Below are 25,508 nucleotides of genomic sequence, written 5' to 3'. Positions count from 1 at the left end.
ACGCGCCCGCAGCGGGCGGGGGTGGCCGGTGCAGGTGCTTCTGGTGGTCGACAGCGTGAACCGGACCGGCGGGGCGGAGCGCGCCCTGGTCTCGATGGCTCCCCAACTGGTGCGCGCCGGAGTCACGTTGGACGTCGCCTACCTCTACGACTCCCCCGGCGGCTGGCAGCCGGAGCTGACCGCGGCGGGCGCCGCCGTGTTCGGCGTCGGCCGACCGACCGGGGCCGCCACCGCCGCCGCGCTGCGCCGGCTGATCCGCGAACGCCGGCCCGATCTCGTCCACACCGCCCGCCACGCCTCGGACGTGCTCGGCCGCGCCGCCGCCCTGGCCGCCCGCACCCCGGTGGTTTCCAGCCTCCTCGACCCGGCGTACGGACCGGAGCAGTCGGCGGCGCACGGGGCGAGCCCCTGGCGGATGCGCACCGCGCAGGCCCTGGACGCGGCCACCGCCCAGGGCGCCCGCCGCTTCCACGCGCTCACCCGGCACGTGGCCGGCACGATGGCGCGGCGGCTGCGCATCCCCCGACGCCGGATCGACGTGGTGCCGCGCGGGCTCGACCCGGAGCTGCTGGGCACGGCCACCCCGGAGCGGCGGGCCGCCGTACGCGGTGCGCTGGAGCTGGCGCAGGACGTGCCGGTGGTGCTGGCCGCCGCCGGCCAGCACCACCGGAAGGGCCTGGACGTGCTGTTGACGGCCTGGCCGGCGATCCGGCACGCGCAGCCCGGGGCCGTCCTGCTGCTCGCCGGCGCGGCGGGCCCGGAGAGCGCACGGCTGCGGGCGCTCGCCGAGTCCGCCGGGAGCGTCCGCCTGCTCGGGCCGCGCGAGGACGTGGCCGACCTGATGGCCGCTGCCGACGTGCTCGCCGTGCCGTCCCGCTGGGCGGGCCAGGGCGGCACGGCGATCGAGGCGATGGGCGTCGGGGTGCCGCTGGTCTGCGCGGACGTGCCGGCGTTGCGCGAGACGGTCGGCTCGGAGGACTACGCCCGGCTGGTGGCGCCGGAGCGGCCGGCCGAACTGGCGGCGGCGGTCGTCGACACGCTGGACGACCGGGCGGCGGCGCGGGTGCGGGCGAAGGCCGCGCGGGCACGGTTCCTGGCCTCGTTCACGCTGTCCCAGGTGTCCGCGCACATGGTCGAGTTCTACGAGCGCGCGCTGCGGGTGCGGCCGCTCTGACCCCTGCGACCCGGCGGCGGCCGGATCGACCCGTACGCGGAGCGCCCGGGCTGCGCCCGGACCCGGCCGGCGCGTCCTGCGGCCGGTTACGCGGATCGGGTGAACGCGGTTGGACCTCGGCCCGGCCCGGTCGGCAGGATGTCCGGCCGGGGCGACCGTCGCGCTGCCTCACCTCCCCCTTCCCCGTACGGATTTGGAGTCACCCGGTGTTCAAGGGATTCCGCAGCTTCCTGCTGCGCGGAAACGTGGTGGACCTCGCAGTCGGCATCGTGATCGGCGCGGCCTTCACCGCCGTGGTCACCGGGTTCGTCACCGCCTTCCTCACCCCGCTCATCGGGGTCGCCACCGGCGCCGTCGGCGACTTCACCCAGAAGACCTTCGAGGTGGCCGGCACCCGGTTCCCGTACGGGGTCTTCGTCAACGCGCTGATCGGGTTCGTGCTGGTCGCCGCGGTGATCTACTTCGCCGTGGTGCTTCCGGTCGGCAGGCTGCAGGCGCGCTTCGAGTCGGCCAAGCCGGCGCCGGTCGTGAAGGTCGACTGCCCGGAGTGCCTGAGCCCGATTCCGGCCGCGGCGACCCGCTGTTCCTTCTGCACCTCGGAGGTCGCGGGCCGGCCGGGCCTCCCGGCGCAGGCGCAGGCGTTGCAGGCGAGCTGACCACGGGCCCGAGGCCGCTGACGGGGACTTTATTCCCGAAACATTCACGAGCCCTCGTCGGACCGTCGGCGGGGGCTCGAATGCGCCGGCGCACGCCCTGTCCGCAAAAGTTTCTCCGGCGGGCCCCGAACCGTCCACCGCCCGGTCACCGCAAGGGTTCGCCGCGCCGCCGTCCGGGTACTGTTCGATCACTGACGGCACGCCAAGGTTGTCCGGAACTGAACGCCGGTATGTCCGTTCTTCCTACTTTCGAAACCTTTGTGCGAGCGAAGACTGTGTAAACAGTCGAACTGCTCCCCCTCCCGCTCTCCTCAGCAGGCGCGTTGTGGGCTTACCGTATGCCCCATGACCTCGCCCCGCTCCTACGACGGAGTCGGCTACCCCTCTCCGTCCTTCTCCTCCGGCACGCCGATCTACGACAGCCTCGTGGCTGAGCGCGGCGTCCCCCAGATCGCACCCATCAACGTGCCGGCGGCCCTTCCGCCGGCCATGTCGTCCGGTTACGGGGCCAGCGCCGGCCCGTCCTACGAGAACCGGTACGGCAACGGGTACGAGAGCGCCGGCAGCAACCTCCCCGCGCTGCCGCCCGCCCGCCTCGCCCTGGGCCCCGGCCCGAGCAGCGGCCCCTCCGCCGGTCCCGCCACGGCGTACATCCCCGCGCAGCCCGCGCCGGCGTACGCCTCCGCGCCCCAGCCGCCCGTCCCCGGCTACGGCGCCCCCCAGCAGTACCAGCGGCCGCAGCCCGCCGCACCGGCCTTCGCGCAGACCGCCAGCGGCGGCTACCAGCCGACCGGCGGCCAGAGCTTCGGCGGCCAGAACACCTTCATCGGCGGCCAGGGCGGCCAGCAGTCCTTCGGCGCGCAGCCGATCGGCGGTCCGGGCGCGTTCGGCCCCGGGCAGCCGGGCGGCCAGCCGCAGGGCGGTCCGCAGAGCCTCGGCGGCCAGCAGTCCTTCGGCGGCCCCGGCCAGGCCGGCCCCGGCTTCCAGGGCCAGGGCGGCGACCAGGGCTTCGGCGGCGCCCAGCTGCGCCCGGCCATGGCGCCGGTCCGCCCGATGCAGCCGCAGCGCCCGGGCCCGTACGGCGAGCCCGGCCACAACGCCTACAACGCGGGGGGCCAGCAGGGCGGCTACCAGCAGCAGGGCCAGGGCTACTGAGCCACTGACCTCCAGGGCCGGACCCCACCCGGCCCGCACCCGCACCACCTGAGCACCACCCGGCGCGCTCCCCGCGCCGGGCGTACGGAGAAACGGGTCATCCACGGACCGCCCGGAACGCCCCCCACGGCGTCCCGGGCGGTCCGTGCGCGTACGGGGGTCCTGCGGACCGCCGGGAACCGGCTGGCAGGATGGGGGAATGCAGCTCACCGGACTCCACGTCTACCCCGTCAAGTCCATGTACCGCCTGAGCCCCGACACCGCCGCCGTCGAACCCTGGGGCCTGGCCGGAGACCGCCGCTGGATGCTCGCCGACACCACCGGACGCTTCGTCAGCCAGCGCGAGAACGCCGCCCTCGGCCAGATCCGGCCCGACCTGCTCCCCGACGGCGCGCTCTCCCTCACCGCCCCCGACGGCTCCCGGATCGAGGTCCCCGCGCCCGCCGTCGCAGCCGGCGACCCGCTCGCCGAGGTCGAGGTCTGGGGCACCCGCTTCCGCGCCGCCGAGGCCGCCAAGGAAGCGCACCGGTGGATCGCCGAACACCTCGGCGACTACCGCCTGGTCCACCTGGACGACCCGCACGCCCGACCGGCCGACCCCGACTACGCCGAGCCCGGCACCACCGTCTCGATGGCCGACGGCTTCCCCCTGCTGCTCACCACCACCGCCTCGCTGGAGCGGCTCAACGAACTGATCGCCGCCGAGCACCCCGACGGCCACGAGCCGCTGCCGATGGAGCGCTTCCGCCCCAACGCCGTGGTGGGCGGCGCCGAGCCATGGGCCGAGGACGGCTGGCGCCGGATCCGGATCGGCGACCTCACCTTCAAGGTCGTCAAGCCCTGCGGCCGCTGCGTCATCACCACCACCGACCAGGAGAGCGGCGAGCGGCGCGGCCCCGAACCGCTGCGCACCCTGGCCCGGCACCACCGGCTGCTGAAGAAGGCCGCGTTCGGGCAGAACCTGATCCCGGAGCGGCCGGCCTGCACCACCGGCGACGTGCTCGGCACGCTGCGCGTCGGCGACCGGGTCGAGGTCCTGGAGGACGGGGCGCAGTGGCCCGCCGACGCGCGGGGGTGAACCGGCGGCGCTCCGGTTCACCGGCTCCCCCCGCCGCCGCCCCCGCGGCGCGTCCCCGTCTCGGAACCACAGGTGTGCGCGCTCGTTGAACATGTGGTCGGAACCTGTGGCGAAGGCGCGAGCCCCCGGTGCCCGCGCGACCGCGGCCGACCGGACCACCCATGGAGGCGCGCTACGGTGGGCGGGCGGCCCGCGCGTACGGCCCGTTGAACGCCGGCTCGACGAAGGTGGGGACGACAGACCGTCATGGCAGAGCACAGGGTCCGGGTCACCCAGGACAGCGCATCCCGCTGGCGCCGCCGCGCAGGCGAGTACGACACCCTCGCGGAGGCCCTCGCGGCCGCCGAACCGGGCGACACCGTGACCGTCCGGCCGGGGACGTTCCGGGAGAACGTACTGCTGGACAAGCCCGTGACGATCGTCCCGGCCCAGGGCCCGGGCACCGTCCGGATCGACCCGCCGTCCGGAGTGGCGCTGACCGTCACCGCCGACGCCATCGTCCGCGACCTCGTCGTCGAAGGCGGCGACAGCTCCACCCCGGCCGTCCTGATCACCGGGCCGCAGACCGCACCCTCGCTCAGCGGCTGCCGGATCGAGACCCGCTCCGCCACCGGCATCGAGATCACCGACGGTGCCCGGCCCACCCTGCGCGGCTGCGTCGTCGCCAACCCGGCCGGACTCGGGCTGCGCCTGCGCGGCCCCGGCACCGCCGCCGCCCTGGAGGACTGCGAGGTCGCCGCCGCCGGGCAGGCCGGACTCGCCGTCCTCGGCGGCGCCACCGCCGCCCTCGACCGCTGCCGGGTCCACCACGCCGTCGGCGCCGGCGTCCTACTCTCCGACCCGGGCAGCGCCGCCGAACTGACCGGCTGCGAGATCTACGAGATCCGCGGCAGCGGCGTCCAGGCCGAATCGCAGGCCCGCGGGCGGCTCGTCGACTGCGAGATCCACCGGGTCACCGGCAACGGCCTGACCCTGGACGGCGAGGCCGAACTCGTCCTCACCGGCTGCCGGGTGCACGACCTGCCGGAGAACGGCGCCGACCTGCGCGGCCGCTCCCGGCTCAGCCTCAACCACAGCACCGTCCGGGACTTCGGGCGCGGGGCGCTCTCGGTCTGGGACCAGGGCACCGAGGCCGTCGCCGAGTCCTGCCAGATCCACGGCTCCACCGGCGAGTACCCGGCACTGTGGGTCAGCGACGGCGCCCGGCTCACCCTCACCGACTGCTCGCTGTACGACCTGCCGGACGCACTGTTCGTCCTCGACCGGGACTCCGCCGCCACCGCCGCGGACTGCTCCTTCAGCCGGATCCGCAGCTCGGCGGTCTCGGTCAGCGGCGGCGCGGCGGTGACCCTCACCGGCTGCCGGGTCCAGGAGGCCGGCACCGGCCTGTGGTTCCGCGACCACGGCAGCGGCGGCCTGCTCACCGGCTGCGAGATCTCCGACGTGGCCACCGGGGTGATCGTCACCAAGGGCGCCGACCCGGTGCTGCGCGACTGCACCGTCCGGGCCAGCACCGACGCCGGCGTGTACGTCTCGGCGCAGGGGCGGGGCACCTTCGAGGACTGCCGGGTCTCGCACGGCAAGGGCTTCGGCTTCCACATCATCGACGGCTGCCGCACCCAACTGACCCGCTGCCGGGCCGAGCAGAACGAGCGGGCCGGCTTCGAGTTCTCCGAGCCCGGGCCGGTCGCCGAGGGCTGCACCTCGGACGACGTCGCACCGGCCGCCGGTGCGGCCGAGGTGCCGGGCCCGCGGGCCGCCCAACTGGCCTCCACCAGCACCCCGTTGGCCGGGAGGGCCGGGAAGGCCGGGGTGGCCGGCACCGCCGCCGCGTCGGCCGCCACCTCGGCGATCGCCCCGATCCCGGACTGCCGGCCCGCCGACGAGGCGCTCGCCGAACTGGACGCGCTGGTCGGGCTGGCCACCGTCAAGCAGGAGGTGCGCACACTCATCGACCTGATCTCGGTCGGCAAGCGCCGCCGCCAGGCCGGGCTCAAGGCGCCCTCGCTGCGCCGGCACCTGGTCTTCACCGGCGCCCCCGGCACCGGCAAGACCACCGTCGCCCGGCTCTACGGCGAGATCCTCGCCTCACTCGGGGTGCTCCAGCGCGGACACCTGGTCGAGGTGGCCCGGGTCGACCTGGTCGGTGAGCACATCGGCTCCACCGCGATCCGCACCGCCGCCGCCTTCGACCGCGCGCGCGGCGGGGTGCTCTTCATCGACGAGGCGTACGCGCTCGCCCCCGAGGACGGCGCGCGCGACTTCGGGCGGGAGGCCATCGACACCCTGGTCAAGCTGATGGAGGACCACCGGGACGAAGTGGTCGTCATCGTGGCCGGCTACACCCTGGAGATGGAACGCTTCCTCTCCGCCAACCCCGGTGTCTCGTCCCGCTTCTCACGCACCGTCACCTTTCCCGACTACACGGCGGACGAGCTGCTGGAGATCGCCCGGGCCCAGTGCGCCGAGCACGAGTACGCGCTCGCCGAGGCGACCGAGGGCGTACTGCTGGACCACTTCGCCCGACTGGAGCGCGGCCCCAACTTCGGCAACGGGCGCACTGCGCGGCAGGTCTTCGAGACCATGGTCGAGCGGCACGCGATGCGGGTCGCCCACCTCGCGGACCCCTCGACGGAGGAGCTCCAACTCCTCGTCCCGGCCGACCTACCGGGCGCACCGCTGCCCTGACGCCGGGGGCTCGGCACTGTGACGTCGGGCGGGGAGGGCGGCGAGGGCGGCGAACAGATAACAGAGTCTGAAATCTGTTATCTGTTCGCCGTTATCTGTTCGCTGTTATCTGTTCGCTGTCATTTGTTCGCGGTCATTTGTTCACCGCCGCCGCCAACGCGAGCGGGTGGGCAGGCGGGCGAGCGGGCAGCCGGCGACCTCGGCGTCAGCCCGTCCAGGCGCCGCCGGCGAGGAAGGACTCCAGCACGGCCCGGTACGGCACGATGTCGATCCGCTCGCCGGCCAGCCAGTCGTCCGAGTAGTACTTGTCCAGGTAGCGGTCGCCCGGGTCGCAGATCAGACCGACCACGCTGCCCCGCCGCCCCGCCGCCCGCATCTCGGCGACGATCTTCAGCGCGCTCCACAGCCCCGTCCCGGTGGACGCCCCCGCCTTCTTCCCGAGCACCTGCTCCAGCACCCGCACGGCGGCGATGGAGGCGGCGTCCGGCACCTTCATCATCCGGTCGATCGCCCCCGGGACGAAGCTCGGCTCCATCCGGGGCCGTCCGATGCCCTCGATCCGCGAGCCCCGCTCGCAGACGGCGTCCGGGTCGTGGTGCACCCAGCCGTCGAAGAAACAGGAGTTCTCCGGATCGGCGACGCAGATCCGGGTGTCGTACTGCATGTAGTGCACGTACCGGGCGATGGTCGCCGAGGTGCCGCCCGTCCCGGCGGTGGCGACGATCCAGGCCGGCTCGGGGTGCGGCTCCAGGCGCAGCTGGGCGAAGACCGACTCGGCGATGTTGTTGTTGCCGCGCCAGTCGGTGGCCCGCTCGGCGTAGGTGAACTGGTCCATGTAGTGCCCGCCGGTGCTCTCGGCGAGCCGGGCGGAGGCCTCGTACACCTCGTCCGAGCGGTCGACCAGGTGGCACTCGCCGCCGTGGAACTCGATCAGGTCGATCTTGGCCTGGCTGGTGCTCTTGGCCATGACCGCGATGAACGGCACCCCGACGAGCTGCGCGAAGTACGCCTCCGAGACGGCGGTGGAGCCGCTGGAGGCCTCGATCACCGGCTTGCCGGGGCGGATCCAGCCGTTGCAGAGCCCGTGGAGGAAGAGCGAGCGGGCGAGGCGGTGCTTGAGCGAGCCGGTCGGGTGGGTGGACTCGTCCTTGAGGTAGAGGTCGATCCCCCACTCGCCCGGCAGCGGGAAGCGCAACAGGTGGGTGTCGGCGGAGCGGTTGGCGTCGGCCTGGACCTTGCGCACCGCCTCCTTGAGCCAGGCGCGGTACTGCGGGTCGGTCCGGTCGACATCGACGGTCGGCTCGATGCCGGTAGTCGGCGCGGCGTCGACGGTCGGCTCGACGCTCGCGGTCGGCTCGATGCCGCTCGCTCCACCGGACTGGGTCCCGCCGGGTTGGGTGCTCATGGCCACTCTCCCTCGTTACGACCCCCCACTGCTCACTACGAGTGTAGGAGAGTCACGATAAGTGACCGTTTTCGCAGTCCCAGCTTCCGCTTATCGCCCCTGGTCCGACCTGTCGCCCCCCAGCCCGACGCCCGGCCCCGGGTTCAGCCCGCCGTCACCGACTGCGGGTCCGCCAGGTACGGCCCCCAGCCCAGCTCCGCCGCACCCGCGAGCGCACCGTGCGCCAGCTCCGCGCCGACGATCGGCACCCGCCCGCTGCGCCCCCACAGGCTGCGCTCGGCGACCACCGCGCGCAGCCGCTCGGGCGCGGCCTCCAGCAGGTCGAGGTGGAGCCCGCTGAGGACCACCCGGTCCGGGTTGAGGATGTTGGCGACGCCCGCGAGTCCGAGCCCGAGCCGGTCGATGACGTGTTCCACGGCGGCCCGCGCGCGATCGTCGGTGGCGGCCGCCCGGCACAGTTCGCGCGCCTGGTCGAGCAGCGGGCGCCCCGGTTCGGGGGTGAGCCCGGCGGCGGCGAACAGTGCGTCGGGGTCGGTCTCGGAGTTCAGGCAGCCCCGGTTGCCGCACGGGCAGAGCCGGCCCTGCGGGTCGACGGTGAGGTGGCCGACCTCCAGGGCCAGCCCGGCGCTGCCGGTGTGCAGGTGGCCGTCGATCACCAGCGCACCGCCGACGCCGCGGTGGCCGGAGGTGACGAGGAGCAGGTGACGGGCACCGCGCCCGGCACCGTGCCGGTACTCGGCGAGCGCGGCGAGGTTGGCGTCGTTGGCGAGGGCGGTGGGCAGTGGCCGACGGGCGCCGGGGCCGTGGTCGGCGCGGCCCACCTCGACGTCGTACAGGTCGGCGACCGGGGTGCCGCTGGGCCAGGCGAAGTGCAGTGCGGCGAGCGCGGCGCCGTCGGGTTCGGTGACCGGGTTGGGCAGGGCGAGCGCGGCGCCGAGGCAGCGCCGGCTGGTCGCGCGGGCGAGTTCGGCGCCCGCCTCGGCGACGGCGCGCAGCATCCGGACGGGGTCGGTGGCGGCGGGCAGCGGCAGGTGGACGGGCGGGTCGAGCAGGCCGCCGAGGCCGGCCAGGGTGACGCTCAGTCCGTCGGCGTGGATCTGCCCCGCGACCACGACCGGGCCCTGCGGGTCGATCGCGAGCCGGTGCGAGGGGCGTCCGCGTCCGCCGCCGGCCGGGCGCGAGTCGACGGTGATCAGCCCGAGCGCCTCCAGTTCGGCCGTGACGGCCCCGGCGGTGGCCCGGGTGACGTCCAGCGCGCGGGTGAGCGCCGAGCGGGTGGGCGTCTGTCCGGTGTGGATGAGCGAGAGCGCGGGGCCGAGCAGCGTCCGACCGCGATCGGGGGCCGCGCGGCGGTGGGCGTCGCGCTGCGCTTCGAGGTCGGTTCCGGAACCTGGTCGCGGACTTGAAGGTGAGAGCTGCACGCCCCTATTGTGACTTTGTGCCGCTTCGAAACAAAATCCGCCCGCGTCCTCGACCCGACCAGACCTCCCCCCAGTCTCTCAGCACACCCCCCGGCACGGACAGCCCCTGGGGCTCGGCGCGGCTCGCACTCACCGCGTTCTTCGCCGTCGACGGCTTCCTCTTCGCCGCCTGGGTGGTCCGTATCCCGGACATCCGCAGCCAGGTCAACGCCTCGCACAGCGCCCTCGGGCTGGCCCTGCTCTGCCTGTCGATCGGCGCCGTCCTCACCATGCCGCTCGTCGGGCGGCTGTGCCTGCGGTACGGCTCGCGCCCGGTGACCGTCGGCTCGCTCGCCCTGCTCAGCCTCGCCGTCCCGCTGCCCGCACACGCCCACTCGGTCACCGCGCTCGGCGGCGTGCTGCTGCTCTTCGGCGCCGGGTACGGCGGCGCCAACGTCGCGATGAACAGCGCAGCCGTCGACCTGGTGGCGCAGCTGCGACGGCCCGTCATGCCGAGCTTCCACGCCGGGTACAGCCTCGGCGGTCTGCTCGGCGCGGGCCTCGGCGGGCTCCTCGCCGGTGCGCTGAGCACCGCCTGGGCGCTCGCGCTCGGCGGTCTGCTCGGCCTCGCCGTCACCGCCGCCGCGGGCGTCGTCCTGCTGCGCAGCCCGGCCGCGCCGCTGGTCGCGCCCGGCCGCACGGGCGACGGCGACGCCATCGGCGACGACGCGAACGGCCACGGCACCCGCGCCACGGCCGGCCGCGCCGCCCCGCACCTGCGGCTGCTCGTCCTGCTGCTCGGCCTCACCGCGCTGTGCACCGCGTACGGCGAAGGCGCGATCGCCGACTGGACCACCCTCCACCTCACCGACGACGTCCACGCCAGCCCCGGGACGGCCGCCGCCGGGTACGCCGCGTACGCCTTCGCCATGACCAGCGGACGGGTCGGCGGCACCTGGCTGTCCATCCGGCTCGGCCAGACCCGGCTGATGCTGCTCGGCGGCCTGACCGCGGCGGCCGGCATGCTGGTCGCCGCCCTCGCCCCGGTGGTGCCGCTGGCCGTCTGCGGGTTCGTCCTGGTCGGCCTCGGCCTCGCCAACCTCTTCCCCCTCGCGATCGCCCGGGCCGGTGCGGCGGGCGGCCCGCAGGGCGTCGCGTTCGCCTCGACGCTCGGGTACGGCGGCATGCTGATCGGCCCGGTGGTGATCGGCTTCCTCGCCGACGCGGCGGGGCTGCCGATGGCCCTGACCACCGTCGCGGTGGCGGCCACGGCGGCGGCGCTCCTGCCGCTGGCCGTCCGTCGGCGCTGACCGTCCGTCGGCGCTGACCGTCCATCGGCGTTGGCCGTCCGTCGGCGCTGACGGGAGCACCCGGGTCGTCGGCACGGCCGGTGTCCGACCGTCCCCACCGCCGACGGCCCCGGGCGACGCCCGACGCGGCCGCGCGCGGAGGTGGTGGCAGGATGCGGGCCATGACGAGCAGCGGACGGATCCAGGTACTGCGGGCGGCCGAGCGCCCGGCCACGGCGTGGCTCAACGGGGGCGGGGTGACCAGGGAGGTCGCCGGTTTCCCCGTCGGGGCCGGGCTGGACGCCTTCGACTGGCGGGTCAGCCTCGCGGACGTCGCGTCGGCCGGGCCGTTCTCGCCGTTCCCCGGCGTCGACCGGGTGATCACCCTGGTCGAGGGCCCCGGCATGACGCTCACCGTCGACGGCGCCGAGCAGCTGGTCGACGCGCCCTTCCGCCCCTTCGCCTTCTCCGGTGACGCCGTGACGGACTGCCGGCTGTCGGCCGGCCCGGTGGTCGACTTCAACGTGATGACCCGTCGCGGCCGGGTCGCTGCCACCGTGGACGTGCTGACCGCACCGGCCGTCGTGGACGTCCCGCCGGGGGCGACCGTCCTGCTGGTCTGCCTCGCCGGTTCGGCCGCCGTCGACGGTGACACGGTGCTCGACCGCTACGACGCCGCCCTGCTGGAGGGGGCCGGTCCGCGCGAGGTGCTGGTCCGGGCCAGCGGGGTCACCGCCGTGGTCACGCTCCGCCCGTCGCGCTGACGCCGAGGAACCGGGGCGCGCGGGCGCCCGGACACCGGAACGCCGCGGCCCGGGAGGGAGGCCTCCCGGGCCGCAGCGTTCCGGTGGGTGCGGCTCAGCCGCAGAACACCGGTGTGGCGTGCGCCGGATCCAGGGCGTTGGTCACCAGGTGCAGCGCCGTCGGCGAGAACGCGATCGCCACGTGCTCGGCGAGCGTGATCGGGCAGTGGTTCTGCAGCACCTCGTTGTCGACGGCCGGGCCGGTCAGGAACTGGGTCCGCCACGGGGTGACGACCTCGTCGTACACGGTCGAGATCACCGTGTAGCTCACGCCCGGCACGGTGTCCGGGCGGGAGGCCATCGTGCGGTTGAAGTCGGAGCCCACCGCCTGGTCGCGGCAGGCCTGGCAGACGGTGAAGATCAGGTCCGCGACGCCGGGGAAGTACGGCACGAGCTTGGTGATCCCGTCGAGCGTCGTGCCGTGGTTGGACGGCGCCAGGCCGACCAGCCGGCCGACCTTCGCGGCCCCGCCGAGGAACTTCAGGTAGTAGTTCGGCAGCATGCCGCCCTGCGAGTGCCCGACGATGTCGACCTTGGCCGCGCCGGTGGCCTTCAGCACCAGGTCGACGAACCGCCCGAGTTGGGCGGCCGACTCGGGCACCGGGCCCAGGCCGCCGATCGGCAGCAGCAGGCCGCTGCCGCTGGAGGTGATGCCCGGGATGGTGCCGTAGTCGAGCGCGAAGACGCAGTACCCGAGGCCCTTCAGCAGCGGGGAGAGCGCGAGCCAGTTCTCGTAGCGGTTGGCGAAGGTGCCGTGCACGAGGACCACCGGATCGGGGTGGGCGGCGCTCGGGCGGCAGTTCCAGTCGTTGGCGCCGGGCGGCGAGGCCACCGAGTCACCGTCGGGCGGAAGTTCGGCGGCGGCGGAGGTGGCGGCAGCGCTGAGGGAGCGGGCGGCGGCGGGCGCGGCGGAGGGGGACGTCGCGGCGCTCGCCGGGGCGGCCGACGCGCCGGCCAGCAGCGCGCCCGCCAGCACGGTCGCGCCGATGGCCCCGCCGAGCCTGCGGCGCACGGGAGTTGCGGAGAAGCGGAGAAGTGGGGTTCTCAACTGTTGCCTCCACGGCGGAAGTTTGTTACCAACAGGTAACCCGAGTGGCTCCATCATGCGGTCGCCCCTCCGGCCCGGCCCTTGGGCGTTCCCCAGACCTGGACGGTGTTCTCTGTGACCGGTCACAACGCACCCGCCGCCTCGCCCGGCCGCTCACCCGACGCCACACCCCGCTCCGAGCCGCACTCCGCGCCCGCCTCCGTGCCCCCCTCCGCAGCCGACCGCACACCCGTCCGTACACCCGAGCCCACCGCCGTCCCCGACCACACCACCGTGCGCGCGCCCGACCACACCGCCGACCGCACGCCCGGCTGGCGCGTCCCGGTGATCGGCGGCCGACCGGCCGACCAACGACTCCTGGGCGGTGTACGCCAGTTGGCCGAGAGCGTGGTCGCCGCCCTGCTGGACCGCGTGCCGGTGTACCACCGCCTGCCCCGCGAACAGCTCACCGGCGAACTCACCCGCGACACCGAGCGCCGGATCCGCGCCCTGGCCCACGCCGTCCGCACCGGACTCCCCGCCCCCGACGAGGAGTTCGCCGCCGTCCGGGAGGCCGCCGCCCGCCGCGCCGAGGAGGGCCTGCCGCTGGACGCCGTCCTGCTCGCCCACCACCTCGGGCTGGAGGTCTGCTGGGAGTTCGTCACCCGGCACGCCCGCGACGGCGACGCCGCCGACCTGCTCGTCCTCAACCGGCTGCTGCTCGACCAGCTCCGCCAGGCCACCACCGCCGCCGGCGCCGGCTACCTCGACGAACGCCGCCCGACCGGCGACCGGCGCGGCGCCGCCCGGCAGTCGCTGCTCACCGCACTGCTCACCGCACTGCTCGCCGGCACCCCGGCGGACGAGGCCGCCGCCCGGGCCGGGCTCCAACTGCCGCCCCGGTACGCCGTCCTGTGCCTGGCCGTCGCCGACCACCCCGACGAGCACGCCCCCGGCGTCGACCCGGGCATCGCCGGCCGCCGCAAGCTCCGCCGGCTAGTCGCCGAATTCGACCACCGGACGCGGCAGTCGGCGATCACCGCGCTCACCCCCTCGGGCGGCCTCGTGCTCGTCCCGCTCGGGCCGCCCCCGGAGGCCCGGCCGGAGCCCCGGCCGGAGCGAGCGTCCGGGCGCCCCGGCACGCCCGCCGAACTCCCGTGGCAGCACCTCGCCGCCACCGTCGCCGCGGCCGCCCGGGCCGGAGGCGTCCCCGTCCTGGCCGCGGCGGCGGCTGCCGCACCCTGCGAGGTGCCGGGCGCGGCCGCGCTCGCGTACGAAGTCCTGGACGTGGCCCGCGCGTTCGACCGTCCACCCGGCCTGTACCGGCTCGACGACGTCCTGCTCGAATACCAGCTCACCCGCCCCAGCCAGGCCCGCTCCCGGCTCGCCGCACTGCTCGAACCACTGGCCGACGGCGGCGAGTTGCTCACCACCCTGCGCACCCACCTGGCCGGCGGGCTCAACCGGCGGCACACCGCGGGCGCCCTGCACCTGCACCCGAACACCGTCGACTACCGGCTGCGCCGGATCGCCGCCCTCACCGGCCTCGACCCCGCCCGCCCCGCCGACGTCCTGCGGATCACCGCCGCCATCGCCGCCCGCGCCGCCGAACAGGCCCCCGCAGTCCGATAGCGACGTACCGGCACCCGCCCCACCGGGAACGGCGGCGCGGGTGCATCAGCCCTGCTCCCCCGGCAACCGCAGGTCCCACCCCACCAGGGCCCGCAGTTGCTCCGCCGTCACGCCGTCCGGCACCGGCTGGGGTGCGTCGTGGCGCAGCGGCGGCTGCCAGCCCTCCTCGGCCGTCCAACGGCGGACCACCTTGGCCGGCGCCCCGGCCACCACGCTGTGGTCGGGCACCTCGCCGCGCACCACCGCGCCCGCCGCGACCACCACGTTGCGGCCGATCCGGGCCCCCGGCAGGATCACCGCGCCGGTGCCGATCCAGCTCCCGGCACCGATCTCCACCGGTTCGTTGCGCGGCCACTGCTTGCCGATCGGCAGGTCGGTGGACCGGTACTCGTGCGCCTGGTCGGAGATGTAGACGCCGGGCCCGGTCCACACGTCGTCGCCGAGGACGATCGACTGGTGGCCCACGATGTGGCTGTCCCGGCCGATCACACAGCCGCCGCCGATCCGTACGATCGGCTCGGGCCCGAGGTCGAGGCCGGGCAGGAAACCGGCGCTGATGGTGACCCGCTCGCCGATGATCGAGAACGGCCCGATGGTGATCCACTGCTCGTTGAAGACCGCGCCGAGCGGGAACGCCAGTGTCGTACCGTCGCCCAACTCGCCGAACCGGTACGGGCCCGGGCTCTGCCGGGTGACCGCACCGGTCCGCTGCACCCAGCGCCAGCCCCGGTGGACGAGGCGGCCGGCGGCACGGCGGCCACCGGCTCGGACCGCGGAGAGCAGCGAACGGGTTATCGGCATGCCCTCACGTTACCGGCCCGTAGGGTCCGGCCGGCCGCCGGGCGGTCAACATCACACCGGCCCCGCACCCACCCTGGCCTGCGGCCTCCCACGGCCAGGCCCGGCCCTCCGCCCGGGCGGGTCCGAAAACCGCAACCGGCCGGCGGGCTCCGGTGCAACACTCCCCCCATGGAGATCACCGAACACATCGACGCCCTGCGCCGCGAGGGCACCCTGCTCGCCGAAGCGGCCGCCCGTACCGACCTCGCCGCCCCCGTGCCGACCTGCCCGGACTGGAGCCTCAACGACCTGCTGAGGCACGTCGGAAACGTCCACCGCTGGGCCGCCGCCTACCCCTCCCAGGGCCTGCCCGCGCCCCTCGACGAGGACGGCAGGCGGGCCGTGATCGGGCCGGCGCCGTCCGACGCGGCACTGCTCGACTGGTTCCGCGAAGGCCACGCCGCCCTGGTGGACACGCTCACCCGGGCCCCGGCCGACGTCGAGTGCTGGAGCTTCCTGCCGTCGCCCAGCCCGCTCGGGTTCTGGGCCCGCCGCCAGGCGCACGAGACCGCCGTCCACCGCGCCGACGCCGACGCGGCGGCCGGCACCGAGGGCCCCAGGGTGGACACCGCTCTCGCCCTCGACGGCATCGACGAACTGCTGAGCGGCTTCGTGGCCAGCAGCCGCTCCCGGCTGCGCAGCGAACGGACCCGCACCATCGGGGTCCGGAGCACCGACGGCCCCGGCTCCTGGCAGCTGACCATCACCCAGGAGCCGCCGACCATCGGCACGGGCGGCGCCGCCGAACCGGCCGACCTCACCCTCACCGGCCCCGCCCACGACCTGTACCTGCTGCTGTGGAACCGGCTCCCGGTCGGGTCCGCGCAGGTCGAACTCGCCGGCGACGAGGCGCTGCTCGAACTCTGGCGGACCAGCGCGGTCATCGGCTGAGGCCGCGCTGTACGTAGCGCGCCGCGGGTAGCGCGCCGCGCGCTGGGATCAGGGGCCGGGGGGGGGTGGAGCGGCCCGGGGTCAGCGCACCCAGCGCGCGGGCCGCTTCTCCAGGAACGCCCGCATCCCCTCCTGCGCCTCCGCCGACCCGAACAGCCGCGCCGACAGCTCCACCAGCCCCTCCGCGTCCCGCTCGAAGGACCGCACCACCTCGGCGTTGGCCAGCCGCTTGGACTCCGCCAGCCCCTGCGGGGAGCCCTGGCGCAGCGCGTCCAGCAGGCCCTTCAACGCGACCCCGGTGTCCTCGGCGGACTCGGTGGCGCGGGTGATCAGGCCGATCCGGGCGGCCTCGGCGGCGTCGAAGACCTCACCGGTGAGGTAGTAGCGGGAGGCGGCGCGCGGGTCCAGCTTGGGGCGCAGCGGCAGCGAGATCACAGCGGGCGCGAGGCCGAGCCGGACCTCGGTGAACGCGAAGGTCGCGGCCGGCCCGGCGAGGGCGAGGTCCGCCGCGCCGATCAGGCCGAGGCCGCCGGCCCGGGCGTGCCCGTCGATCACGGCGATCACCGGCTTGGTGCAGTCGACGATCGCCCGCTGCAGCTCGACCAGGCCGCGCGGGCCGACCGTCGGGTCCGCGCCGGTCGCCTCGGACAGGTCCGCACCCGCGCAGAACACCTTGCCGGTGTGCCCGAGCACCACGGCCCGGACCTCCGGGTCGGCCGCGGCGACCGCCAGACCGGCGTGCAGCTCGGCCATCAGCCGGGTGGAGAGTGCGTTGCGGTTGTGCGGCGAGTCGAGGGTGATCGTGGTGACGGCGTCGGCGGTGGTGACGCGGACGAGGGGCTCTGCGCTGGTCATCGGCGGGGCCTGCCTTCCGGCTGAGGGTGGGTCGGACTGCCGCGCCGCCCCGGGTGCCCGGGCGACGCCCGGACGACTCTGGCACGCCCACCCACCCCTCGGCCAGAGCCAATCCTGCCCGAGGCGCTGATCGGGATCGAGGCCCTCGCGCTCGTCCGGGAGCAGCCGCGTCACCGAGCCTCGGCGCACCCTCCCCGTCGCCCGGCCCACCGGACGGCGGGGCCCATCGCCAGGCCCGCCGCCGCCAGCACCGCGCCCAGGACGGCCCAGCCGACCAGACCGAACCCGATCACGGCAGTGCTGACCAAGGCCGGACCGGCCATCATCGACGCCGCCGAACCCGCGTTGTACACGCCCTGGTAGGCGCCGTGGTCGCGCTCCCCCGCGAGGTCGTAGCTGAGCGCCCAGCCGCCGGCCTGGCCGAACACCTCGCCCAGCGACTGCAGCGCGATGCCGCCGAGCACCACCACGGCGGCGACGAGCGCGGGCAGGCCGTGCGCGAGGCCGACGACCAGGCACGAGGCGGCGAGCAGCAGCCCCCCGCGGCCGCAGAGCCGGGCTGCCGTCGCCCGGTCCTCCGTCCCCCGGGTGGCCCGCACCTGAAGGGCGATCACCAGCAGGGTGTTGACGATCAAGGTGCCCGCGACGGTGATCCGGGGCGCCTCGGTGTCATGGACGATCCACAGCGGCACGCCGACCTCCAGGACGGCGAACTGCAGGGCGAGGACCGCGTTCAGCACCGTCACGACCAGGAACGGGCCGTCCCGCAGCGCCGGATTGCGCCGCTTGCCCCGCCGGGCACCGCCGTCCCCCGGTTCCGCGGACGGCGCGACCGGGGCCGGGTGCGCGGGGGCAGGGAGGCGGTGGGCGGGGAGGCGGTGGAACAGCACGGCGACGACCACGAAGGAAGCGGCGTCGGCCAGAATCGCCGTCAGATAGGACGGTTTGGTGTCCACCTGGAGCGCGATCGCGCCGACGGCCGTCCCCAGGCAGATGCCCACGTTGGTCACCACCCGCAGGTAGGCCCGGCCCGCCACCCGGCGGTCGGACGGCAGCACCTCGGCGTAGAGCGCGTTCCGCACGGCGGCGGACCCGCGGTCGACGGCCGCGACCCCGCAGGCCAGCACCACGAAGGCCGGATAGCTGTGCACGAGCGTGTACCCGGCGGTGCCGACCGCCTGCACTGCGACCAGCACGACCAGCACCGGCCGGGCTCCCCAACGGTCGGCGGCCCGCCCGGCCGGCACGCTCGCGACGACGCCGCACAGGCCGGCGGCGGTCAGCCCGAGCCCCAGCTGGGCGGCACTCAGACCGAGCACCCGGGTGAAGAACAGCACCGCGACGGACAGGGACAGGCCGCTGCCGATCGTGTTGACCAGAGTGATCCCGGCCAGCCGCCGGACCATCGGGTCGGGGTGCAGCCGCCGTCGCACGACGCTGACGAGCCCGCCGCCGGCCTGCGGGTCTGCGGTGTCTGCGGTGTCTGCGGTGTCTGCGGTGCTTGCCGTGCTTGCCGTGCTTGCCGTGATGGCGGCGCCTCCGGGCATGGCGGGGTCGGGTCCGGACGTCTCCGCCGGCGAGGTGGTGGTCATGTGCTGATCACACCGCCGGACGGCCCGGGTCCGGTACTCCTTTAGGCTCTGGCTAAAACCAAGCGCCCCACGCGCCCCAGCCCCGGCACCCATGCGCCGCGCCGCAGGAGAGCACCCCCCGTGCACCGCTTCACGCTCGGCCTGGCCGACCTCGCCACCACCTGGTTCGCCGTCTCCCCGATCCAGGAGGCCTCGCTCAGCCTGCGCATGTGGACCCACCCCGGGGTCTACCAGCTCCAGACCCCGGCCTTCGAACGGCTCCGGCCCGCCTTCGAACGGCTGGACTCCACGCTGCTGCTGTCACTCATCGCCGGGAACCGCTGGATCCCCGACTTCCTGACGCCCCGCCCGGCCTCGCCCGCCGCCGACTTCCGCACCGAGCTGGCCACCGTCCGCGCGCTGCCGCCGGAGCAGCTGCGCCCCGAACTGGAGCAGGTCTTCCTGCCGCACGGGCGGCCCCTGCCCGCCGCGCTCGCCGCCGGACTGGCCGACCCGGCGCGGCTGTTGCAGCGGATCGCCGACGCGCTGGAGGAGTACTGGGAGGTCTGCCTCGCGCCGTCCTGGTGGCCGCAGGCCCGTGCGGTCCTGGACGCCGACCTGGTCTACCGGGCCCGGCTGCTCTCCCAGCACGGCGCAGCGGCGCTCTTCGCCGACCTGGACCACCGGCTGCACTGGGAGGACGGCGTCCTGTCGATCAACCGCCGATGGACGGACTGGGACGCGGAGACCGCCGTGGACGGCCGCGGCCTCGTCCTCATCCCGACCTTCTTCGCCCGCGGCGCGATCACGATGATCAGCAACGAGCGTGCGCCGCAGATCAGTTACCCGGCGCGCGGCCAGGCGGGCATGGCCGGACCGGGGACGCCGGTGCCGCCGCGGGCGCTGGAGGCGCTGGTCGGCGCGCCGAAGGCCCGACTGCTGGCCCTGCTCGTCGAACCCGCCTCCACCACCGACCTCGCCTACCGGCTGGGCGTCACCCCCGGCGCGGTCAGCCAGCACCTGTCCGTCCTCGCCGCCACCGGCCTGGTCACCCGGGCCCGGCACGGCCGCTCGGTGCTGTACCTGCGCAGCCCGCTCGGGGACGAGCTGACGGGGGCGAACAGGTGACAAGTGACAGATAACAGATTTCAACATCTGTTATCTGTTATCTGAAAGTTGTCACCTGTTCGCCCCCGCAGCCCCCGACCGGCCCGCACCACCCCGACGAATCCCCCAACTCCCCAGTGGTACAGACCTGTTGACGCATTGGTCCAGTCCTCCTACAGTGCCCATGCCCCGCCTCCCCACGGCGCGGGCACCCATCGCACACGCACCAAGCACAGCGGTTCTACGTCACCCTGTCCAACCCCCACAGTCACAGGGAGAACCATGTCCGCTCGATCCCGGGCCAGGCGCCCGCGCGTGCGCAGCAGACTGCTGGCACTGCTCTCCGTCCTGCTCCTGCCCCTCGCCGCGCTCACCGCGCTGGCCGCCCCGGCGAACGCCGCCGGAAAGCTCACCGCCGCCTTCACCACCGCCAACAACGGCTCCTGGTGGCAGGGCACCTACATCGTCCACAACGACAACGCCACCGCCGTGACCGGCTGGACCCTGGAGTTCGACCTGCCGGCCGGCGTCACCATCGGCAACAGCTACAACGGCACCGCCACCGTCAACGGCCAGCACGTCACCGCGACCAACGCGTTCTACAACGCCACCGTCAACGCCCACAGCACCACCGAGCCGTACAGCTTCTGGTTCGTCGGCAACGGCCCGGTCGCCACCCCCACCAACTGCCGCGTCAACGGCGACAAGTGCGACGGCACCGCCGACGTCCCGCCGTCCGCGCCGGGCACCCCGGCGGTCACCGAGTCCACCGCGCACACGCTCGCCCTGACCTGGCCGGTCGCCACCGGCGGGGACTTCCCGGTCGCCTCCTACGACGTGCTCAACGGCGCCACCGCGGTCGGCTCCAGCACCACCACCAGCGCCTTGCTCACCGGGCTCACCCCGGCCACCACATACACGCTGACCGTCCGGGCCAAGGACAGCCGCGGCAACACCGGACCACTCAGCGCGCCCGTCACCGCCGCCACCTTCGACCCGTCGACCGACCCGGTCCCGCCCACCGCGCCGACCAACCTCCGCACCACGGCGGTCAGTTCGTCGGACGTCACGCTCGCCTGGAACGCCGCGACCGACAACGTCAGGGTCGCCGCGTACGACGTCTACCAGGGCGGCACGCTGGTGGCGACGGTCGGCGGCGGCACCCTGACCGCGACGGTCGGCAGCCTGTCCCCGTCCACCACCTACACGTTCACCGTGAAGGCCCGCGACCCCGCCGACAACGCCTCGCCCGCCTCCGCCCCGCTCACCGCCACCACCTCGGACCTGGTCGGCGCCGGAAAGTACGCCCGGGTCGGCTACTTCGTCCAGTGGGGCATCTACGGCCGCCAGTACTTCGTCAAGAACCTCGACACCTCCGGCAGCGCGGCCAAGCTCGACGTCGTCAACTACGCCTTCGAGAACATCGATCCGGTCAACCTGACCTGCCTGGCGGGCGTCACCAAGGGCACCACCGCCAACCCGCAGGACCCGGACCAGGGCACCGGCGCCGGTGACGCCGACGCCGACTACGCCCGCCCGATGAGCGCCGACCAGTCGGTGGACGGCGTGGCCGACGACGGCTGGGGCAAACTCCGCGGCAACCTCAACCAGGTGAAGAAGCTGAAGGCCAAGTACCCGAACCTGAAGGTGGTCGTCTCACTCGGCGGCTGGACGTACTCCAAGTACTTCTCGGACGTCGCCGCCACCGACGCCTCCCGCCAGAAGTTCGTCAAGTCCTGCCTCGACGTGTGGATCAAGGGCAACCTGCCGGTCTACAACGGCGCCGGCGGCGACGGCGTGGCGGCCGGGATCTTCGATGGCATCGACCTCGACTGGGAGTGGCCCGGCTCCGCCGACGGCCACGCCGGCAACCACTGGAGCGCCAACGACAAGGGCAACCTGACCCTGCTGCTGGCCGAATTCCGCAAGCAGCTCGACGCGTTGGGCGGCTCGCACAAGCTGCTCACCGCCTTCACCCCGGCCGACCCGGCGAAGGTCGCCGCGGGCTGGGACCTCACGAAGATCTTCAGCTCGCTGGACATCGCCAACGTCCAGGGCTACGACTTCCACGGCTCCGGCAGCGACAACTCCTGGGAGCCCAACCGCACCGGCCCCCAGGCCAACCTCTACGCCGACCCGAACGACCCGTACAACTTCCACTTCAGCGTGGACGCGGCGGTCCAGACCTACCTCGGCGCCGGGGTCAACCCGCGCAAGCTCACCATCGGCTTCCCGTTCTACGGGCGCGGCTGGCAGGGCGTGGCGGACGGCGGCGCCTCCGGCGTGTGGCAGTCCGCGAACGGCGCGGCCCCGGGCCAGTTCAGCGAGGAGGCCGGCACCCGCGGCTACAACAACCTCATCACCGGCGTCCCCAACCTGACCGTGTACCACGACCCCAAGTCCATTGCGACGTACGGCTACACCGGAGCCGGCGGCCAGTGGTGGACCTTCGACGACGCCTGGTCGATCGCCCAGAAGACGGCCTACCTCAAGTCGAAGAACCTGCTCGGCGGCATGATCTGGGAGATGTCCGGCGACACTCCCTCCGGCACGCTCATCAACGCACTCGACTCCGGGCTCAAATAGCCGGAGGACACGGCCCGTTGGGCCGGTGGGGCAGCAAGGGCCGGCGCTCCGAGAACAACGGAGCGCCGGCCCGCGCCTCAGGTGCCCCAGGTGCCCGACGGGCCTCCAGGGCCGCACCCGCTTCCAGGGCCTCCCGTCACCGGGACGCCATCGCCGCCAGCTTCCTGGCCGCCCGGTACTGCCGGAGCACCTGCGCGAAGGTGGTGTGCCCCTGGGTGGTCCGGGCGAAGGCCCGCCAGGCCGGCGCCACCAGGCAGACCGCCGCGTGGAACAGGTACGGGCGCCGCTCGAAGGCGCCCAGCAGCTGCTTGCCGGCGCGCATCTCCACGCCCAGCCCGGCCTTGATGGCAAACGCGTAGTTCAGCGCCTCGCGCCGCACGTCCGCCGCCTTGCCCGCCTCCGCGACCTTCACCGCCCACTCGCCGGCCAGCCGGCCCGAGCGCAGCGCGTACGAGATGCCCTCACGGGTCCACGGCTCCAGCAGTCCGGCCGCGTCCCCGGCGACCAGCACCCGGCCGCGGGAGAGCGGCGAGTCCTCGGCCCGGCAGCGGGTCAGGTGCCCGGACTCCACGCTCGGGGTGAAGCCGGACAGCCCCAACCGCCGGATGTAGTCGGCGAGATACTGCTTGGTCCGCTCACCGTCACCGCGCGCCGAGATGACGCCGACGGTCAGGCTGCTCGACTCGGTCTTCGGGAACACCCAGCCGTAACTGCCGGGCAGCGGGCCCCAGTCGAGGTGGATCCGGCCCGACCAGTCCGCGGCGACCTGCGGCGGGACGGGGATCTCCGCCTCCAGGCCGAGGTCGATCTGGTCGAAGGTGACGCCGACGTGCCGGGCGATCCGGCTCGCGCTGCCGTCCGCGCCGACCACCGCGCGCGCCTCGAAGGTGCGCCCGTCGGCGGCCGTCACCAGCGCCGTCCGGTGCTCACCGCCGCGCTGCTCGACGCCGGTGACGGTCACTCCGGTGACCAGCACCGCCCCGGCCTGCTTGGCCGCCTGCACCAGGCGCAGGTCGAACTCGTCCCGGTTGACCAGGCCGAACAGCATCCGCCGGGACCGACGCGTCCGGGTGAACCGCCCGTCGTAGGCGAAGGTGACGGCGTGCACGCGGTCCTGCAGCGGCAGCCGGAAGTCGGGCGGCAGGCTGTCCCGGGACGGGCCGATGATGCCGCCGCCGCAGGTCTTGTAACGGGGGTGCTCGGCCTTGTCGAGGAGCAGCACCCGCCGGCCCTGGACGGCGGCGGCGTGCGCGGCCGAGGCTCCGGCCGGTCCGGCACCGACCACCACGACGTCCCAGACGCCGTCGAGCGGCTCGGGCGCCGACCGGCCGACCCTCGGCGCGGTCTCGGCTTCGGTCTCGGCTTCGGTCCCAGCCTCGGTCGCGGCTTCGAACACCGTCTCGGTCCCGGCCTCGGGCACCGTCCCGGTCTCGGACACCGACTCGGGCGTCCCCTCGGACGCCTCGCCTGACGGCTGACCTGACGACCGGCCTGACGGCCGTCCGGACACCTCGGCGTCGAGCGGCGAGGCCTCGGTGTCGAGTGGGCTGCGGGAATCGGAGCTTCCGGAGTCAGTCACGTCGAGCAATCCTATGCGTCCGCCGGACCCGCCGCTGGCCGCGCCGCCCCGAACGCCAGACCGAACCCAGACCGAACCCAGATCGAACCCGGGCCGAGCCCGGGCCGAGCCCGGGGCGATCCCGGGGCGATCCATCGGACCGATCCACCAGACGGTGCGCCGGGCGGGATCGCCGGGTAAAACCACCCGATCGGACTGTTCGAGTCCGCCTATGATCGGCGGTACCCAAACCGCCCCCTCCGCCCGCACCACCCCTCGGGCGAAGCCTTCCCCTCGGAGCCCCGATGTCACAGCCGCTGGCCGACGCCGTCCGGTCCCTGATGGACCGTGCCCGCACCGACCTCGCCGAACTGGTCGCCTTCCCCTCGGTCGCCGACCCGCGCCAGTTCCCGGTCGAGGAGTGCGAGAAGGCCGCCCGCTGGGTCGCCGACGCCTTCGCCGCCGAAGGCCTGACCAACGTCCAACTGCTGGACACCCCGGACGGCACCCAATCCGTCTACGCCGAACTGCCCGGCCCCCAGGGCGCGCCGACCGTGCTGCTCTACTCGCACTACGACGTCCAGCCCCCGCTCGACGAGAACGCCTGGCTCAGCCCCGCCTTCGAACTGACCGAGCGTGACGGCCGCTGGTACGGGCGCGGCGCCGCCGACTGCAAGGGCAACATCCTGATGCACCTGACCGCACTGCGGGCGCTGCGGCAGGCGTACGGCGACGGCTACCCGGTCGGCCTGAAGATCATCGTCGAGGGCTCGGAGGAGCAGGGCACCGGCGGCCTGGAGCGCTACGCCGAGGCCCACCCCGAACTGCTCGCCGCCGACGCCATCATCATCGGCGACACCGGCAACTTCGCCCCCGGCCTGCCCACCGTGACCGCCTCGCTGCGCGGCATGACGGTCGTCGAGGTCGCGGTCACCACCCTGGCCGGCAACCTGCACTCCGGCGCCTTCGGCGGCGCCGCCCCGGACGCGCTGCAGTCGCTGGTCCGGATGCTCGCCTCGCTGCACGACGAGCACGGCGACGTCGCGGTGGCCGGACTGACCGGCGGCCAGACCTGGAGCGGTGTCCAGTACCCGGAGGAGCAGTTCCGCTCCGACGCCAAGGTGCTCGACGGCGTCGCCCTGACCGGCACCGGTACCATCGCCGACCGCCTGTGGGCCCGCCCCGCGATCACCGTCCTCGGCATCGACGCCCCGCCGGTGATCGGCGCCACCTCCTCCGTCCAGGCCGCCGCCAAGGCCCTGGTCAGCCTGCGCGTCCCGCCGGGCAACGACCCGACCGCCGCCCAGGACGCGCTGGTCGCCCACCTGGAGGCGCAGGTCCCGCTCGGCGCCCGTCTGACCGTCGAACGCCAGGGCACCGGCGCCCCGTTCAACGCCGACACCACCGGCCCGGCGTACGAGGCGATGGGCGAGGCCATGGCCGAGGCCTTCGGCACCGAGATGGTCGCCTCCGGCGAGGGCGGCTCGATCCCGCTCTGCAACACGCTGCGCTCGCTCTACCCGAAGGCCGAGATCGTGCTGATCGGCGTCGAGGAGCCGACCACCCAGATCCACGCGGTCAACGAGAGCGTCGACCCGCAGGAACTGGAGCGGATGGCCCTCTCCGAGGCCCTGTTCCTCCGCCGCTACGCCGAACTGCGCTCGGTCTGACGCGCGTTGGTCCGGGGGGCGCCCCGCGGGGGGCCCCGGCCCCCGCCCCCCCCCCCCGCCCCCGCGGGGGGCGCCCCCCCCCCCCCCCGCACACACCCCCCCCCCCCCCCCCCCCCCCCCCCC

General features: G+C 74.5%; 19 protein-coding genes. 12 read left to right on the top strand and 7 right to left on the bottom strand.

The annotated features are described in order from the left end of the window. Positions 1-43 precede the first annotated feature (43 nt). The 5 genes from ACFV6D_RS20555 to ACFV6D_RS20535 all read left to right on the top strand — a co-directional run bounded on the left by ACFV6D_RS20555 (position 44) and on the right by ACFV6D_RS20535 (position 6,751). The gene (locus tag ACFV6D_RS20555) at positions 44-1,174 is read left to right on the top strand and encodes a glycosyltransferase family 4 protein (protein WP_244293514.1); all 1,131 of its coding nucleotides are present in this window, start codon (positions 44-46) and stop codon (positions 1,172-1,174) included. A gap of 206 nt (positions 1,175-1,380) precedes the next feature. Continuing rightward, positions 1,381-1,830: a large conductance mechanosensitive channel protein MscL gene (gene mscL / locus ACFV6D_RS20550; protein ID WP_063350160.1), complete on the top strand. Its 450-nt coding sequence runs from the start codon at positions 1,381-1,383 to the stop codon at positions 1,828-1,830. A 345-nt stretch (positions 1,831-2,175) separates the two neighbouring features. Next, positions 2,176-2,985 (top strand): DUF6643 family protein, encoded by an 810-nt coding sequence (locus ACFV6D_RS20545; protein WP_063350159.1) that lies wholly within the window; start codon positions 2,176-2,178, stop codon positions 2,983-2,985. 199 nt (positions 2,986-3,184) lie between these two features. Beyond that, positions 3,185-4,063, top strand: coding sequence for an MOSC domain-containing protein (locus ACFV6D_RS20540; protein WP_380426727.1), 879 nt, complete (start codon positions 3,185-3,187; stop codon positions 4,061-4,063). Positions 4,064-4,309: 246 nt separating this feature from the next. After that, positions 4,310-6,751: a right-handed parallel beta-helix repeat-containing protein gene (locus ACFV6D_RS20535; RefSeq protein ID WP_380379310.1), complete on the top strand. Its 2,442-nt coding sequence runs from the start codon at positions 4,310-4,312 to the stop codon at positions 6,749-6,751. A 205-nt stretch (positions 6,752-6,956) separates the two neighbouring features. Here ACFV6D_RS20535 and ACFV6D_RS20530 read toward each other — a convergent pair whose 3' ends face one another. Then, on the bottom strand, positions 6,957-8,156 hold the full coding sequence (locus tag ACFV6D_RS20530; RefSeq protein ID WP_380426725.1) for a PLP-dependent cysteine synthase family protein: 1,200 nt from the start codon (positions 8,154-8,156) through the stop codon (positions 6,957-6,959). Positions 8,157-8,299: 143 nt separating this feature from the next. Continuing rightward, entirely contained in the window at positions 8,300-9,577 is a 1,278-nt protein-coding gene (locus ACFV6D_RS20525; protein ID WP_079136045.1) for an ROK family protein, read from the bottom strand. A gap of 17 nt (positions 9,578-9,594) precedes the next feature. On the opposite strand from ACFV6D_RS20525, the gene ACFV6D_RS20520 reads away from it, so the two are divergent. Both ACFV6D_RS20520 and ACFV6D_RS20515 read left to right on the top strand, forming a co-directional pair. Next, the gene (locus ACFV6D_RS20520) at positions 9,595-10,866 is read left to right on the top strand and encodes an MFS transporter (protein ID WP_380426723.1); all 1,272 of its coding nucleotides are present in this window, start codon (positions 9,595-9,597) and stop codon (positions 10,864-10,866) included. A gap of 161 nt (positions 10,867-11,027) precedes the next feature. Then, a complete protein-coding gene (locus ACFV6D_RS20515; RefSeq protein WP_380426721.1) occupies positions 11,028-11,609 on the top strand; it encodes a HutD family protein in 582 nt (193 codons plus the stop codon). Between the two features lie 94 nt (positions 11,610-11,703). On the opposite strand, the gene ACFV6D_RS20510 is transcribed toward ACFV6D_RS20515, so the two are convergent. Then, on the bottom strand, positions 11,704-12,609 hold the full coding sequence (locus ACFV6D_RS20510; protein WP_380426731.1) for an esterase/lipase family protein: 906 nt from the start codon (positions 12,607-12,609) through the stop codon (positions 11,704-11,706). A 201-nt stretch (positions 12,610-12,810) separates the two neighbouring features. On the opposite strand from ACFV6D_RS20510, the gene ACFV6D_RS20505 reads away from it, so the two are divergent. Beyond that, the gene (locus ACFV6D_RS20505; protein WP_380426719.1) at positions 12,811-14,307 is read left to right on the top strand and encodes a PucR family transcriptional regulator; all 1,497 of its coding nucleotides are present in this window, start codon (positions 12,811-12,813) and stop codon (positions 14,305-14,307) included. A gap of 45 nt (positions 14,308-14,352) precedes the next feature. Here the strand turns inward: ACFV6D_RS20505 and ACFV6D_RS20500 are convergent, their stop codons facing one another. After that, a complete protein-coding gene (locus ACFV6D_RS20500) occupies positions 14,353-15,108 on the bottom strand; it encodes an acyltransferase (RefSeq protein ID WP_380379322.1) in 756 nt (251 codons plus the stop codon). Positions 15,109-15,276: 168 nt separating this feature from the next. On the opposite strand from ACFV6D_RS20500, the gene ACFV6D_RS20495 reads away from it, so the two are divergent. Further along, the gene (locus ACFV6D_RS20495) at positions 15,277-16,038 is read left to right on the top strand and encodes a maleylpyruvate isomerase family mycothiol-dependent enzyme (protein ID WP_380426717.1); all 762 of its coding nucleotides are present in this window, start codon (positions 15,277-15,279) and stop codon (positions 16,036-16,038) included. Positions 16,039-16,119: 81 nt separating this feature from the next. On the opposite strand, the gene ACFV6D_RS20490 is transcribed toward ACFV6D_RS20495, so the two are convergent. Beyond that, a complete protein-coding gene (locus ACFV6D_RS20490) occupies positions 16,120-16,893 on the bottom strand; it encodes an enoyl-CoA hydratase family protein (RefSeq protein ID WP_063350153.1) in 774 nt (257 codons plus the stop codon). 170 nt (positions 16,894-17,063) lie between these two features. Further along, positions 17,064-18,485 carry an MFS transporter gene (locus ACFV6D_RS20485; RefSeq protein WP_380426715.1) on the bottom strand — a complete coding sequence of 474 codons (1,422 nt, stop codon included), beginning with the start codon at positions 18,483-18,485 and terminating at the stop codon, positions 17,064-17,066. A 120-nt stretch (positions 18,486-18,605) separates the two neighbouring features. Between ACFV6D_RS20485 and ACFV6D_RS20480 the strand changes: the two genes are divergently transcribed. Beyond that, positions 18,606-19,592 carry an ArsR/SmtB family transcription factor gene (locus ACFV6D_RS20480; protein ID WP_380560659.1) on the top strand — a complete coding sequence of 329 codons (987 nt, stop codon included), beginning with the start codon at positions 18,606-18,608 and terminating at the stop codon, positions 19,590-19,592. A gap of 261 nt (positions 19,593-19,853) precedes the next feature. Continuing rightward, the gene (locus ACFV6D_RS20475; protein ID WP_380426711.1) at positions 19,854-22,157 is read left to right on the top strand and encodes a glycosyl hydrolase family 18 protein; all 2,304 of its coding nucleotides are present in this window, start codon (positions 19,854-19,856) and stop codon (positions 22,155-22,157) included. Between the two features lie 136 nt (positions 22,158-22,293). On the opposite strand, the gene ACFV6D_RS20470 is transcribed toward ACFV6D_RS20475, so the two are convergent. Beyond that, a complete protein-coding gene (locus ACFV6D_RS20470; RefSeq protein WP_380426709.1) occupies positions 22,294-23,736 on the bottom strand; it encodes a geranylgeranyl reductase family protein in 1,443 nt (480 codons plus the stop codon). Positions 23,737-24,020: 284 nt separating this feature from the next. On the opposite strand from ACFV6D_RS20470, the gene ACFV6D_RS20465 reads away from it, so the two are divergent. After that, positions 24,021-25,385 (top strand): dipeptidase, encoded by a 1,365-nt coding sequence (locus ACFV6D_RS20465; RefSeq protein WP_380430251.1) that lies wholly within the window; start codon positions 24,021-24,023, stop codon positions 25,383-25,385. Positions 25,386-25,508 lie beyond the last annotated feature (123 nt).

This window comes from Kitasatospora sp. NPDC059812 (genome assembly GCF_042732075.1).
Taxonomy (GTDB): Bacteria; Actinomycetota; Actinomycetes; order Streptomycetales; family Streptomycetaceae; genus Kitasatospora.
The sequence above is the reverse complement of the archived record's forward strand: the minus strand, read 5'-3'. Positions and strand labels throughout refer to the sequence as shown.